At 66.0% G+C, this 12,428-nt stretch carries 11 protein-coding genes; 7 read left to right on the forward strand and 4 right to left on the reverse strand.

From position 1 onward, the window contains the following. The first annotated feature begins 10 nt into the window (after positions 1 to 10). From BDOA9_RS12875 to BDOA9_RS12885, 3 genes are all read left to right on the forward strand, one after another. On the forward strand, positions 11 to 1,057 hold the full coding sequence (locus BDOA9_RS12875; RefSeq protein ID WP_025034348.1) for an ABC transporter substrate-binding protein: 1,047 nt from the start codon (positions 11 to 13) through the stop codon (positions 1,055 to 1,057). Between the two features lie 68 nt (positions 1,058 to 1,125). Then, a complete protein-coding gene (locus BDOA9_RS12880; protein ID WP_042336018.1) occupies positions 1,126 to 1,938 on the forward strand; it encodes an ABC transporter permease in 813 nt (270 codons plus the stop codon). Continuing rightward, positions 1,935 to 2,720 carry an ABC transporter permease gene (locus BDOA9_RS12885; protein WP_025034350.1) on the forward strand — a complete coding sequence of 262 codons (786 nt, stop codon included), beginning with the start codon at positions 1,935 to 1,937 and terminating at the stop codon, positions 2,718 to 2,720. Before BDOA9_RS12880 ends, BDOA9_RS12885 begins: the two co-directional genes overlap by 4 nt. A 28-nt stretch (positions 2,721 to 2,748) precedes the next feature. Here the strand turns inward: BDOA9_RS12885 and BDOA9_RS12890 are convergent, their stop codons facing one another. Then, complete coding sequence (locus BDOA9_RS12890; protein ID WP_025034351.1) at positions 2,749 to 3,438, reverse strand: aspartate/glutamate racemase family protein; 690 nt, start codon at positions 3,436 to 3,438, stop codon at positions 2,749 to 2,751. 214 nt (positions 3,439 to 3,652) lie between these two features. Here BDOA9_RS12890 and BDOA9_RS12895 point away from each other — a divergent pair, with 214 nt between their 5' ends. From BDOA9_RS12895 to BDOA9_RS12910, 4 genes are read left to right on the forward strand one after another with little or no spacing between them, the layout of a single operon-like run. Then, the gene (locus BDOA9_RS12895) at positions 3,653 to 5,314 is read left to right on the forward strand and encodes a thiamine pyrophosphate-binding protein (protein ID WP_025034352.1); all 1,662 of its coding nucleotides are present in this window, start codon (positions 3,653 to 3,655) and stop codon (positions 5,312 to 5,314) included. A 4-nt stretch (positions 5,315 to 5,318) separates the two neighbouring features. Beyond that, positions 5,319 to 6,584 carry an NAD(P)/FAD-dependent oxidoreductase gene (locus tag BDOA9_RS12900; protein WP_025034353.1) on the forward strand — a complete coding sequence of 422 codons (1,266 nt, stop codon included), beginning with the start codon at positions 5,319 to 5,321 and terminating at the stop codon, positions 6,582 to 6,584. Positions 6,585 to 6,593: 9 nt separating this feature from the next. Beyond that, positions 6,594 to 7,334 carry an aspartate/glutamate racemase family protein gene (locus tag BDOA9_RS12905; RefSeq protein WP_025034354.1) on the forward strand — a complete coding sequence of 247 codons (741 nt, stop codon included), beginning with the start codon at positions 6,594 to 6,596 and terminating at the stop codon, positions 7,332 to 7,334. A 39-nt stretch (positions 7,335 to 7,373) separates the two neighbouring features. Then, the gene (locus BDOA9_RS12910) at positions 7,374 to 8,153 is read left to right on the forward strand and encodes an SDR family NAD(P)-dependent oxidoreductase (protein ID WP_025034355.1); all 780 of its coding nucleotides are present in this window, start codon (positions 7,374 to 7,376) and stop codon (positions 8,151 to 8,153) included. A 153-nt stretch (positions 8,154 to 8,306) separates the two neighbouring features. Here the strand turns inward: BDOA9_RS12910 and BDOA9_RS12915 are convergent, their stop codons facing one another. From BDOA9_RS12915 to BDOA9_RS12925, 3 genes are read right to left on the reverse strand one after another with little or no spacing between them, the layout of a single operon-like run. Continuing rightward, complete coding sequence (locus tag BDOA9_RS12915; RefSeq protein WP_025034356.1) at positions 8,307 to 9,101, reverse strand: IclR family transcriptional regulator; 795 nt, start codon at positions 9,099 to 9,101, stop codon at positions 8,307 to 8,309. A 16-nt stretch (positions 9,102 to 9,117) separates the two neighbouring features. Beyond that, entirely contained in the window at positions 9,118 to 10,851 is a 1,734-nt protein-coding gene (locus BDOA9_RS12920) for an FAD-dependent oxidoreductase (RefSeq protein ID WP_025034357.1), read from the reverse strand. Between the two features lie 8 nt (positions 10,852 to 10,859). Further along, entirely contained in the window at positions 10,860 to 12,074 is a 1,215-nt protein-coding gene (locus BDOA9_RS12925) for an ABC transporter substrate-binding protein (protein WP_025034358.1), read from the reverse strand. Positions 12,075 to 12,428 lie beyond the last annotated feature (354 nt).

Genomic DNA, 12,428 nt, shown 5'->3' on the forward strand with positions numbered 1-12,428 from the left:
GGAGGTGAGGATGACGACGACGCAGAAATTTGGATTGGGCTGGGCGCTGCTGGGCGCGATCGGATTGAGCAGTGCGGCCGATGCCGCCGAGCAGATCACCTTCGTCTCGCAGGGCGGCGCCTATCAGCAGGCGCAGACGGTGGCGATCCTCGATCCCTCCGCCAAGAAGCTCGGCATCACCATCAACCAGGACTCCATTCCCGACGCCTGGCCCGCGATCAAGACCCAAGTCGGCAGCGGCAAGCCGATCTGGGACGTCGTCGACACCCCGACCGGCAACTGCCTGCGCGGCGGCGAGCAGGGGCTGATGGAGAAGCTCGACTTCTCGAAAATTCCGAATGGCGCGGCGATGCCGGAGGCGTATCGCAGCCCCTATTCAGTGTCCTACGAGTTCTATTCGAGCGTGCTTGCCTACAGCCAGAAGACCTTCCCGAAGGATGCGCCGAACAGCTGGGCCGATTTCTGGGACGTGAAGAAATTCCCCGGCCGCCGTGCGTTGCGCAACCACCCGTTCGCGACCCTCGAGGCCGCGCTGATGGCCGATGGCGTCGCGCCCGACAAGCTCTATCCGCTCGACGTCGACCGCGCCTTCAGGAAGCTGGAAGAGATCAAGCCGCACATCACGGTGTGGTGGACCTCGGGCGCACAGTCGGCGCAGCTGCTCAATGACGGCGAGGTCGACATGGAGATGGCCTGGAACGGCCGCGTCAGCGCGGTCGCCAAGGAAGGCGCGAAGGTCGCCTTCACCTATAACCAGGGCATTTTGCAGAGCACCTCGCTCTGCATCCTCAAAGGCGCGCCGAATCTCGGCACGGCGGTGAAATTCCTCAACGAGGCCGTCGATCCCGTGCACCAGGCCAATCTGCCGCTCCACATCGATTACGGTCCGGGCAATCCCAAGGCGTTCGAGACCAGCGTGATCAAGCCCGAGCGCGCCGCGCAATTGCCGAGCGAGCCGGCCAATGCGGCCAAGCAAACGCTGATGTCCTACGCCTGGTGGTCCTCGCCGGCCGGAGAGGCCGCCGAGAAGCGCTGGGCGTCCTTCATGCAGAAGTGAGCGAGGCAGCGTTGACGACTTCAGTGCCAGATCCCTCCCAAAAGCATCAGCGCCGCGAGCACGGCCTGATGCTGGCACTGGTGTCGCCGGCGCTGCTGGTGATCCTGGCCCTGATCGTGCTGCCGGTCGGCTGGCTGGCCTGGCAGTCGATCTACAATGACGGCTTCACGCTGGAGAACTATCGCCGGGTCTTCACCGAGGACGTCTATTGGCGCAGCTTCGCGCTGACCTTTGAGATCAGCCTCGCGGTCACGGTGATCGCGCTGCTGCTCGGCTATCCCGTGGCCTATCTCGCCAATTCCGTGCCCAGGGGATGGAGCATCCTGATCCTGTCGCTGGTCGTGCTGCCGTTCTGGACCAGCGTGCTGGTGCGCGCCTATGCCTGGCTGGCGCTGCTGCAGCGCACCGGCGTGATCAACCAGTTGCTGCGCTATCTCGATGTGATCTCCGAGCCGCTCGCGCTGGTGCACAACACGTTCGGCACGGTGGTCGCGACCGTGCACATCCTGCTGCCGTTCATGGTGCTGCCGCTCTACGCCAGCATGCAGAAGATTCCGAACGATCTCATGCAGGCCGGCGCCAGCCTGGGCGCTAGTCCGTCGCTGACGTTTTTCCGCGTGTTCCTGCCGCTGTCGCTGCCGGGCGTGCTCGCGGGCTGCACCATGGTGTTCGTGCTCTGCCTCGGCTTCTATATCACGCCGGAGCTGCTCGGTGGCGGGCGCACCGTGATGGTGTCGATGCTGGTGAGCCGCAATGTCGAGCTCTACAACCAGTTCGGGGCGGCGAGCGCGGTCGCGGTGGTGCTGCTCCTCGGCGTGCTCGCTATCTTCTGCGTCGTCAGCCGCTTCATCTCGCTCGATCGCGTGCTGGGGCAGAAATGATGCGCGCCACGCCCGCACGGATTGCCCTTTACGTGATCAGCGCGCTGGTGCTGGTCTATCTGATCATCCCCGTCCTGATCATCGCGCCGATCTCGTTCTCCAGCGCACGCTTCCTGACCTTCCCGCCGCCGTCCTTCTCGCTGCGCTGGTACCAGCAATATTTCTCAAATCCCGCCTGGATGCAGGCGACGCGGGTGACGCTGACGGTCGCGCTCCTCACCGTCGTGATCGCGACTCCGTTCGGGGTGGCTGCTGCCTATGCCATCAGCCAGTCGAAGCTGCGGATCATGCGGTTGATCCATATGGCGCTGCTGCTGCCGCTGGTGGTGCCGATCATCATCATCGCCGTCGGCATCTTCTTCGTCTATGCCAAGGTCGGTCTGGTCGCGACCATGCCAGGTCTCGTGCTGGCGAACGTGATGCTGGGCCTGCCCTATGTCGTGATTTCGGTGCTCGCGGGCCTGCAGAGCTTCGATCCCGCGCAGGAGATGGTGGCGCGCAGTCTCGGCATGAACCGCCTGCGCAGCTTTTTCGCGGTGACGCTGCCGCAGATCAAGTCCAGCGTGGTCGCCGGGGGCGTCTTCGCCTTCATTTCGGCGATGGACGAGACGATCGTTGCGCTGTTCATCTCCGGCGGCCAGTATCAGCCGCTGACCAAACGCATGTTCACCGCGCTGCGCGACGAGATCGATCCGACCATCGCCGCGATCTCGACGTTGATGACGGCGGCCTCATTCATGCTGGTGCTCGCGGCGAGTGCGCGACAGAAGCGGAGCGGGTGAGGACAGCCCACGTCCCCAGGAGATCAAATCACCCGATCGCGAAATCGGCGGCCGTTTCCGCGTGAATGGCGGTTGTGTCGAACGTCTCGACAGACGTGTCGTCGGGGCCGACCAGCATCGTGATCTCGGTGCAGCCGAGGATAATGCACTCCGCACCGTCCGCGACGAGCGCTGCCATCACGTCCTGATAACGCCGGCGCGAGCGGGCGGCAACGGTCCCGAGGCACAGCTCGTCGTAGATGATGCGGTTCACCTCGGCGCGCTCGTGTGCGGGAGGAACCAAGACGTCGAGACCATGCGCGCGCAATCGGTCGATGTAGAAGTCTTCCTCCATCGTGAACTTGGTGCCGAGCAACCCGACCCGCCGATATCCCTTGGCCCGGATCCGCTCGGCCGTCGCATCGCCGATGTGGATGAACGGAACGCTCACGCCGGCTATGATCTCGGGCGCCAGTTTGTGCATCGTGTTCGTGCACAAGACGATCGCCCGCGCGCCGGCACTTTCGAGGCGCTGCGCGACCTCCGCGAGGCTCGCCGCCGCCTCCTGCCAGCGGCCGGCATACTGCATCTGCTTGATCTCCTCGAAATCGTAGGAATACATCAAGAGCGGAGCCGAATGCAGCTTGCCCATGCGGTCGCGGACCCGCTCGTTGATGAGCTTGTAGTAAAGCGCGGTGCTCTCCCAGCTCATGCCTCCGATCAGGCCAATGGTTTGCATTCCGGTGCTCCAGAGGAGTTGGTTCGGCCGGATCGTAGACGAAGATGCCGAAGCTCGCCATCGTGGCCGCGGCATGGCCTGTAGTGCAAACGGCAGGGACGGGCATGACGCCTGCGCAGGCTGCGAGAAGCCTTTCGACCTTGCGCACGCTCGCGGCCTGTCCTAGGCCAGTTCCCGAAACAAGTGCGCATCGCCGAAGTCTCGAGGAGCCGACATGACCATTCGCAACACCCGCACCGGGGGCCAGATCCTGATCGATCAGCTCGTCGCGCAAGGGGTCGAGCGCGTCACCTGCGTGCCGGGCGAGAGCTATCTGGCGGCCCTCGATGCGCTGCATGACAGCCCGATCGACGTCGTGATCTGCCGCGCCGAAGGCGGCGCCGCCATGATGGCGGAGGCTTACGGCAAGCTCACCGGCCGGCCCGGAATCTGCTTCGTCACCCGCGGCCCCGGTGCCACCAATGCCAGCCACGGCGTCCACATCGCGATGCAGGATTCGACCCCGATGATCCTGTTCGTCGGGCAGGTCGACACCGGCATGCGCGAGCGCGAGGCGTTCCAGGAGCTCGACTACAAGGCGGTGTTCGGCTCGATGGCGAAATGGGCGGTCGAGATCGATCGTCCCGACCGCATTCCGGAGCTGGTCGCGCGCGCCTTCCGCGTCGCCATGCAGGGCCGCCCCGGCCCCGTCGTGATCGCGCTGCCGGAAAACATGCTGACCGAGACCGCGGCCGTCGCCGATGCCATGCGCATCGAGCCCGCCGTGAGCTGGCCGGCGCCTGCCGATATCGAAAAGCTCGGCGCCATGCTGGCCGGTGCCAAGGCGCCGCTCGTCATTCTCGGCGGCTCGCGCTGGACCGACGAGGCGACCAAGAGCATCGCGCGGTTCGCCGAGCGGTTCGACCTGCCGGTCGCGACCTCGTTCCGCCGGGCCTCGCTGATCGATGCCGATCATTCGCACTATGCCGGCGACCTCGGCATCGGGCCGAGCCCGGGCCTGAAGGCGCGCATCGACAATGCCGACGTCCTCCTGCTGATCGGCGGCCGCATGTCGGAGATGCCGTCCTCGTCCTATACGTTGCTCGACATTCCCAATCCGAAGCAGAAGCTGATCCATGTGCATCCGGGCTCCGAGGAGCTCGGCCGCATCTATCAGCCTGATCTGGCGATCCAGGCGACGCCGGCCGCGTTCGCCGCTGCCGTAGAGCCGCTGAAGCCGTCCGGCGCGGTGGCCTGGAAGGGCGAGGCCGCCAAGGCGCATGCCGATTATCTGGCCTGGACCGGGAAGGCGCGCGAGCTGCCGGGCACGTTCCAGTACGGCCAGGTGATGACCTGGCTGCGCGATCGCCTGCCGAAGGACGCGATCGTGTGCAACGGCGCCGGCAACTACGCCGGTTGGATCCATCGCCATCACCGCTTCCACAGCTTTGCCGCGCAACTGGCGCCGACCTCAGGCTCGATGGGTTACGGCGTGCCCGCTGGCGTGCTGGCCAAGCGGCAATATCCGGATCGCGTCGTCGTCGCGTTTGCGGGCGACGGCTGCTTCCTAATGAACGGCCAGGAATTCGCGACCGCCGTGCAGTACGATGCGCCGCTGATCGTCATCATCATCGACAATTCGCAATACGGCACCATCCGCATGCACCAGGAGCGTGACTATCCCGGCCGCGTCGTCGGCACCCAGCTCAAGAACCCGGACTTTGCGATGTACGCGAAGGCGTTCGGCGGCCATGGCGAGCGTGTCGAGCGGACCGAAGAGTTTGCTCCGGCGTTCGAGCGCGCGCTCGCCTCGGGCAAGCCGTCGATCCTCCACTGCATCATCGATCCGCGCGCGATCTCGGTCGGCAAGGATTTTACGCCCGCGGTGAAAGCTTAAAGCGATGCCGGACGGCCGCCACGTCGCCATCATCGGAGCCGGCGCGGTCGGCGTGATCAGCGCGATCGAGGCGTTGCGCGAAGGGCATCGCGTCACGCTGATCGATCCCGGCGAGCCCGGCGGCGAGCAGGCGGCGAGCTACGGCAATGCCGGCTGGCTGTCGTCGCATTCGGTGATCCCGCCGGCGGAACCGGGCGTCTGGAAAAAGGTGCCGGGCTATCTGATGGATCCGCTCGGCCCGCTTGCGATCCGCTGGTCTTACTTGCCGAAGGCGCTGCCCTGGCTGATCAAATATCTGCTCTCGGGCTGGACCGCGGCGCGGGTCGAGACCACCGCGTTCGCGCTGCGCGACCTGTTGAAGGACGCGCCGCTGCTGCACAGGAAGCTCGCGGAAGAAGCCGGCGTCCCCGAGCTGATCGAACGCAACGGCGTGATGCATGTCTTCACCTCGCGCGGCAATTTCGACAATGATCTCGGCTGGCGCCTGCGCAAGAAGGTCGGCGTCGAATGGCTGGAGCTCAATGCCGACGAGATGCGCCAGCGTGAGCCTGACTTGCATCCGCGCTACACCTTTGGCGTCGTGGTGGAGGAGGCCGGCCGCTGCCGCGATCCCGGCGCTTATGTCGCGGCCCTTGCCAATCATGCGATTGCCAGCGGCGCCAAGCACGTGCGCGCCAAGGCGACCGGGCTGAAGCTCTCCGGCGGCAGGCTCGTCGCAGTCGTCACCGAGAGCGGCGAGATTGCTTGCGATGCCGCGGTGGTCGCGGCGGGTGCGCGCTCAAAACAGCTCACCGCGTCGGTCGGCGATCCCTTGCCACTGGAAACCGAGCGCGGCTATCACGTCATGATCGAAAATCCGGAAGCAGGTCCGCGCAGCTCGATGATGGCCTCCGACGCCAAGATGGTGGTGAACTGGACCAACAAGGGCCTGCGTGCCGCCGGCACGGTCGAGATCGCCGGCCTCGAGGCCGCGCCGAACTGGAAGCGCGCCGAGATTTTGCGCAACCACCTCGTCAGCATGTTCCCGAAACTGCCGAAGGACATTCCGGCCGCGCGCGTCAAGACCTGGTTCGGCCATCGCCCGAGCATGCCGGACGGACGTCCCTGCATCGGCTATGCGCGCGCCACGCGCGACATCGTCTATGCTTTCGGCCACGGCCATGTCGGCCTGGTCGGCTCGGCCCGCACCGGCCGTCTCGTCGCCCAGCTCGTGAGCGGCAAGGCGCCGGAGATTCCACTCGCGCCGTTCGCGCCCGAACGTTTTCTCTGAGAGCGCACCATGACCTATCCCGGCAACTCCTCCCGCATCGCCCGTGGCGGCAAGGCCATCTACGGCGCGCCGCTCGGCATCCTGATGCTGGAGGCGCGCTTTCCCCGCATTCCCGGCGACATGGGTAACGGCACGACCTGGCCGTTCCCGGTGCTCTATCGCGTGGTGAGCGGCGCTTCGCCCGAGAAGGTGGTGCTGAAGGGCGCGGCCGGCCTCTTGCCGGATTTCATCGATGCGGCGAAGGATCTGGTGCGGCTGGGGGCGGAGGCCATCACCACCAATTGCGGCTTCCTCTCGCTGTTCCAGAAGGAGATCGCCGCCGCCGTCGGCGTTCCCGTCGCGACCTCCTCGCTGATGCAGGTGCCGTGGGTGCAGGCGACCCTGCCGCCCGGCAAGCGCGTCGGCCTCGTCACGGTGTCGGGCTCGACCTTGACGCCGGCCCACCTCGAAGGCGCCGGCGTGCCGCTCGATACGCCGCTGGTCGGCACCGAGAACGGCAAGGAGTTCTTCCGCGTCCTGATCAAGGCCGAGAAGGACGACATGGACGTCGCGCAAGCCGAGCGCGACGTGGTCGAGGCCGGCAAGGAGCTCGTCGCTAGGCATCCGGATGTCGGCGCCATCGTGCTCGAATGCACCAACATGCCGCCTTATGCCGCTGCGCTTCAGGCCGAGGTCGGATTGCCGGTCTACGACATCTATTCCATGATCACCTGGTTTCATGCCGGGCTGCGCCCACGCGTGTTCGCGTGAATGCGTCCGTGAGATCGTCACACATCCAGGAGTGAAGCCATGAAACTATCCGGCAAGGTCGCCGCCATCACCGGCGCGGCGCGCGGCATCGGCAAGGCCTGCGCGAAGAGGTTTTTGGACGACGGCGTCAAGGTCGTCATCTCCGACGTCGATGCCGAGGGCCTCGCCGCCACGGCCGCCGAGCTCGGCCGGCCGGATGCCCTGCGCACCGTCGCCGGCAACGTCGCCAGGCGTGCCGATGTCGATCAGCTGGTCGCGACGGCGGTGAAGGAGTTCGGCCGGCTCGACATCATGGTCAACAATGCCGGGGTCGCCCGCAACCGCGACATCCTCGACATCACCGAAGAGGAATTCGACGAGATCATCGGCATCAACCTGAAAGGCGCGTTCTTCGGCGTGCAGGCGGCGGCCAGACAAATGATCGCGCAGGGCGGCGGCGGGGTCATCATCAACATGTCCTCGGTGAACGCGCTGCTGGCGATCCCGGCGCTGGCGACCTACGCGATGTCGAAGGGCGGCATGAAGCAGCTCACCTCCGTCGCCGCCGTCGCGCTCGCCCCGCACAACATCCGCGTCGTCGCAGTCGGGCCGGGCACGATCCTGACCGACATGGTGGCCTCGTCCATCTACACCTCGGAAGACGCCCGCAAGACGGTGCTGTCGCGCACGCCGGCGGGCCGCGGCGGCGAGCCGAGCGAGGTCGCCTCCGTCGTGGCGTTCCTTGCCAGCGACGATGCGTCCTACATCACGGGGCAGACGATCTACCCGGATGGCGGCCGGCTGGTCCTGAACTACACGGTGCCGGTGAAGGAGAAGTAGGGGGCGTTGTCGCCCCACACTCGGTGTCATCGCCCGCGAAGGCGGGCGATCCAGTATTCCGAGACGCCAGTTATTCAACCGAGAGGCCGCGGCGTACTGGATTGCCCGCTTTCGCGGGGAATGACTATCGTCGCGAGGCTGGCAGCCTGCTCCTTACTCCGCCGCAACCGTCAGCCCGTAACCCAGCCGCTTCGAGATGGCCCCCGCGCAGTCGCGCAACGCGTGCGCGATCGGGCTGTCCCAGCGCGCGTCAAAGGTGCCTTCCGGGCCCATCGCGGTGACGACCAGCGCGACGTGGCCGGAATGGTCGAACACTGGTGCTGCGAACGCGTTGACGCCGGGCAGGGGATCGCCGAGCGCACGGGCGAGGCCGTGCTTGCGCACCTCGGCGAGCATCTCGGCGACCTTGGCACCCTTCACGGCGCGCTTCGGATTGTAGCCGACGCCATGGCGGTCGAGGCCGCTCTCGAGCGCCGCGCTGATCGTCTTCTCCGGCAGAAACGCTGCGAAGGCGCGGCCCGTGGCGGTCTCGAGCAGCGCCATCACTGAACCTGCGCGCATCACGATGTGCACCGGCTGGGCCGGCTCTTCGAGCTGCACCACGGTCGGGCCGTGCGTGCCCCAGACCGCGAGCGAGACGGCGTGGCCGATCTGGCTCGCGAGGCCCGCGATCCTGGGACGCGCGATGGCTACGCCCGAGAGGCGGCGCAGGCTGATCAGGCCGAGCTCCAGCGCCAGCGCGCCGATCTCGTAGCGGCCGGTGCTCTCGTCCTGCTCGATCAGGCCGATGCGCGAGAAGCTGGCGAGATAGGGATGCGCCTTGGCCGGCGCCATGCCGGCTTCGCGGGCGAGATCGCGCAGCATCATCGGCTCGCCGCTGCGTGCGAGCGCGCGGAGCAATTCGCCGCCGACCTCGATCGACTGGATGCCGCGGCTTTCCCTGCTCATGCGCCTCCTGGCGTGATTAAGCCGCGTCGCGCTTTTCGGCGCTGTCGGCAAGATGTCTGCCGGCAATGTAGCCGAAGGTCAGCGCCGGCCCAAGCGTGATGCCGGCGCCGGGATAATTGCCCCCCATGATGCTCGCCATGTCGTTGCCGGCGGCATAGAGGCCGGGAATGACCCGTCCCTCGGCGTCGAGCGCCCGCGCGTTCTCGTCGGTGACGATGCCGGCATAGGTGCCGAGATCGCCGATCACCATCTTGATGGCGTAGAACGGGCCGTTCTCGATCGGCGCGACGCAGGGGTTGGGGCCGTGCAGCGCATCGCCCTGGTAGCGGTTATAGGCTTTTGAACCTTTGCCGAAGGCGGGGTCGTGTCCGAGCGGTGCCGTCGCATTGAACTGCCTAACCGTTTCGACGAACGCCCTGGCATCGATGCCGGCCTTGGCCGCCAGCGCCTCCAGCGTGTCGCCGCGCATGAGATAGCCGGTCTTCAAATGGTGACCCAGCGGCATCGGGAAGGGCGGTACGCAGCCGAGGCCGTATTTGCGCAGCGCCTTGTGGTCGCAGACCAGGAAGGCGGCGATCTCCTCGCCGGGCCTGGCCGCCTTGACCATGGCCTGGACGAAGTCGTGATAGGAATTGCCTTCATTGGCGAAACGCCTGCCGTCGCGCATCACCGCGATCACGCCGGGCTTGGCGCGGTCGATGAAGTGCGGCATCACGCCCTTGGAGCCGTCCTTGCGCGTGGTCAGCGATACCGGCACCCAGGCCGCCGCGTTCGGCAGGCGGTCCTCGATGCGGCCGCCGGCGCCTTCCGCAAGGCGGAGGCCGTCGCCGGTGTTGCCGGTTGGCCCGGGCGAATAATGCTCAACGCTGGTCGGCGCGTGCGGGAACATCTTCCTGCGCCGCTCGACGTCGTGCGGAAAGCCGCCGCAGGCGAGCACGACGCCCTGTCGTGCACGAACGCGCACGTCGCGTCCCTCGCGCGACACGATGGCGCCGGTCACGACGCCGTTCTCGACCGTCAGCTCGCGCACCGGCGAGGACAGCCACATCGGAATCTTCAGGTCGAGCGCGGACTTTGCGAGGCGGCCGGCGAGCGCATTGCCGTTGGTCAGCGACATGCCGCGGCCATGGCGCAGCACGTCCATCAGATGCCGCGACAGGCGCTTGGCGACATAGGCCGCCGAGGTCAGCGACTTCGTCACCCGCATGAAGTGGATGATCTCCTTGCCGCTTCCCAGCATCATGCCGAACACGGTGAGCTCGGGCAGCGGCATGCCGAGCGATTTGATGAGGTCCCCGAGCTCGCGGCCGTCGAACGGGCGCGTCACCATGGAGCGGCCGCCCTGGGCGCCGCCGGGCGCCTCGGCGTGGTAATCGGGAAACACCAGCGGCATGTCGAAGCGCAGCGCCGTCTTGGTGGTGAAGAAATCGACCGCTTCAGGGCCGGCGCTCAGAAAGGCATCGACCCGTGCCGCGTCGTAATTGTTGCCGGCCTCATGGCGAAGATAGGTGCGGGCCTGCTCCGGCGTCTCCTCGATGCCGTAGGCTTTCGCCAGCGACGTGCCGGGAATCCAGAGCCAGCCGCCGGAGCGGGCGGTGGTGCCGCCGAAGCGCGGCTCCTTCTCGACGATCAGCACGTCGAGCCCGCGATAACGCGCGGTGATCGCCGCCGACATGCCGGAACAACCCGATCCGGCCACGAGCACGTCGCACTCGTACGTCTCCATCGCGCCATGCTCGTTGCCAGCCATATCGGGCCTCACTTCTTCAGGAGCGGACACTTGGATTCGGAGACCGGGCGGAAGGCGTCCTCGCCCTTCACGGTCTTGACGATGTCCAGATAGTCCCACGGCTCCTTGGACTGCTCGGGCGACTTCACCTTGGCGAGATACATGTCGCGAATGACGCGACCGTCCTCGCGCAACTTGCCGCCATGGACGAAGATATCCTCAATCGGCAGCTCGCGCATCTTCGCCATCACCTTGGCGGACTCGTCGCTGCCGGCGGCCTTGATCGCCTTGAGATAATGCAGCACCGAGCCGTAGACGCCGGTCTGGATCATGGTCGGCATCACCTTGGTGCGCTCGTAGAACTTTTTCGACCAGGCGCGGGTCGCCTCGTCCATGGCCCAGTAGGACGCCGTGGTCATATAGGTGCCCTGCGCGGCCTTCAGGCCGATGGCGTGCACGTCGGTGTCGAACATCAACAGGCCAACCAGCTTCTGGCCGCCCTGGACCAGGCCGAACTCGCCGGACTGCTTGATGGCGTTGTCGGTGTCCTGGCCGGCATTGGCGAAGGCGACTACGTCGGATTTCGAGCTCTGCGCCTGCAGCGCGAAGGAGGAGAAGTCTGCGGTGTTGGTCGGATGCTTGACACCGCCGAGCACCTTGCCACCCATCTCGTTGATGAAGCGGGTGGCGTCCTTCTCGAGCTGCTGGCCGAAGGCGTAATCCGCAGTGATGAAGTACCAGGACTTGCCGCCTTCCTTGATCACGGCGGAGGCGGTCACCTTCGACAGCGCATAGGTGTCGTAGGTGAAGTGCACGGTGTTGGGGCTGCACAGCTCGTCCGTTAGCGAGCTCGCGCCAGGGCCGGAGAGCAGGGCGATCTTGCCGCGCTCACGCACCATGTTGTGGACGGCGATCGCAATACCGGAATTGGGGATGTCGACGACCGCATCGACCTTGCCGTTGTCGAACCAGCCACGGACGATCTGCACGCCGACATCAGTCTTCATCTGGTGGTCGGCGCTGATGATCTCGATCGGCTTGCCGAGCACGGTCGGCCCGAATTCCTCAACCGCCATCTTCGCGGCCTCGACCGAGCCCGGCCCGGAATTGTCGCGGCCCCAGCTCGACAGATCCGTGAGCACGCCGATCCGCACCACGTCGTCGGAGACTTGTGCGGTCGCTGTTGTGGTCATGGCAGCCGAAGCCATCGCCGCGAGCATGGTGCAGGCCAGGAGCCCTCTCATTGTCGTTTCCTCTTATTGGCCGCTTGGTGCGGCAGGGGTTGTTTGTGGAGGTAAATTAGATAATGGCGAATGAGTTTGTCAATTGCGAATAAGAGACGAGGCAGGTTCCACGATCATTGGGCCGTGTCGCGGAGGTGGCGCTAATGCCTCAACACCCCTCATTGCGAGCCACCGGGTCCGCGCGAAGCGCGGCCCGATGACAGGCTCCGCGAAGCAATCCAGAATCTTTCCGCGGAGGCAGTCTGGATTGCTTCGTCGCGAGGGCTCCTCGCAATGACGGTGCTGATAGAGCATGCAAAAAATCCCGCGGCGTCATCTTGTGAGAGAGAACTCTTCCCCAGGTTGCAACCCTCC

The organism is Bradyrhizobium sp. DOA9, assembly GCF_000617845.2.
Classification (GTDB): Bacteria; Pseudomonadota; Alphaproteobacteria; order Rhizobiales; family Xanthobacteraceae; genus Bradyrhizobium.

Bases quoted from the DNA above. Each gene is read 5' to 3' on its own strand.
- BDOA9_RS12875 (WP_025034348.1), top strand. From the start codon at position 11: ATGACGACGACGCAGAAATTTGGATTGGGCTGGGCGCTGCTGGGCGCG.
- BDOA9_RS12880 (WP_042336018.1), top strand. From the start codon at position 1,126: ATGCTGGCACTGGTGTCGCCGGCGCTGCTGGTGATCCTGGCCCTGATC.
- BDOA9_RS12885 (WP_025034350.1), top strand. From the start codon at position 1,935: ATGATGCGCGCCACGCCCGCACGGATTGCCCTTTACGTGATCAGCGCG.
- BDOA9_RS12890 (WP_025034351.1), bottom strand. From the start codon at position 3,438: ATGCAAACCATTGGCCTGATCGGAGGCATGAGCTGGGAGAGCACCGCG.
- BDOA9_RS12895 (WP_025034352.1), top strand. From the start codon at position 3,653: ATGACCATTCGCAACACCCGCACCGGGGGCCAGATCCTGATCGATCAG.
- BDOA9_RS12900 (WP_025034353.1), top strand. From the start codon at position 5,319: ATGCCGGACGGCCGCCACGTCGCCATCATCGGAGCCGGCGCGGTCGGC.
- BDOA9_RS12905 (WP_025034354.1), top strand. From the start codon at position 6,594: ATGACCTATCCCGGCAACTCCTCCCGCATCGCCCGTGGCGGCAAGGCC.
- BDOA9_RS12910 (WP_025034355.1), top strand. From the start codon at position 7,374: ATGAAACTATCCGGCAAGGTCGCCGCCATCACCGGCGCGGCGCGCGGC.
- BDOA9_RS12915 (WP_025034356.1), bottom strand. From the start codon at position 9,101: ATGAGCAGGGAAAGCCGCGGCATCCAGTCGATCGAGGTCGGCGGCGAA.
- BDOA9_RS12920 (WP_025034357.1), bottom strand. From the start codon at position 10,851: ATGGCTGGCAACGAGCATGGCGCGATGGAGACGTACGAGTGCGACGTG.
- BDOA9_RS12925 (WP_025034358.1), bottom strand. From the start codon at position 12,074: ATGAGAGGGCTCCTGGCCTGCACCATGCTCGCGGCGATGGCTTCGGCT.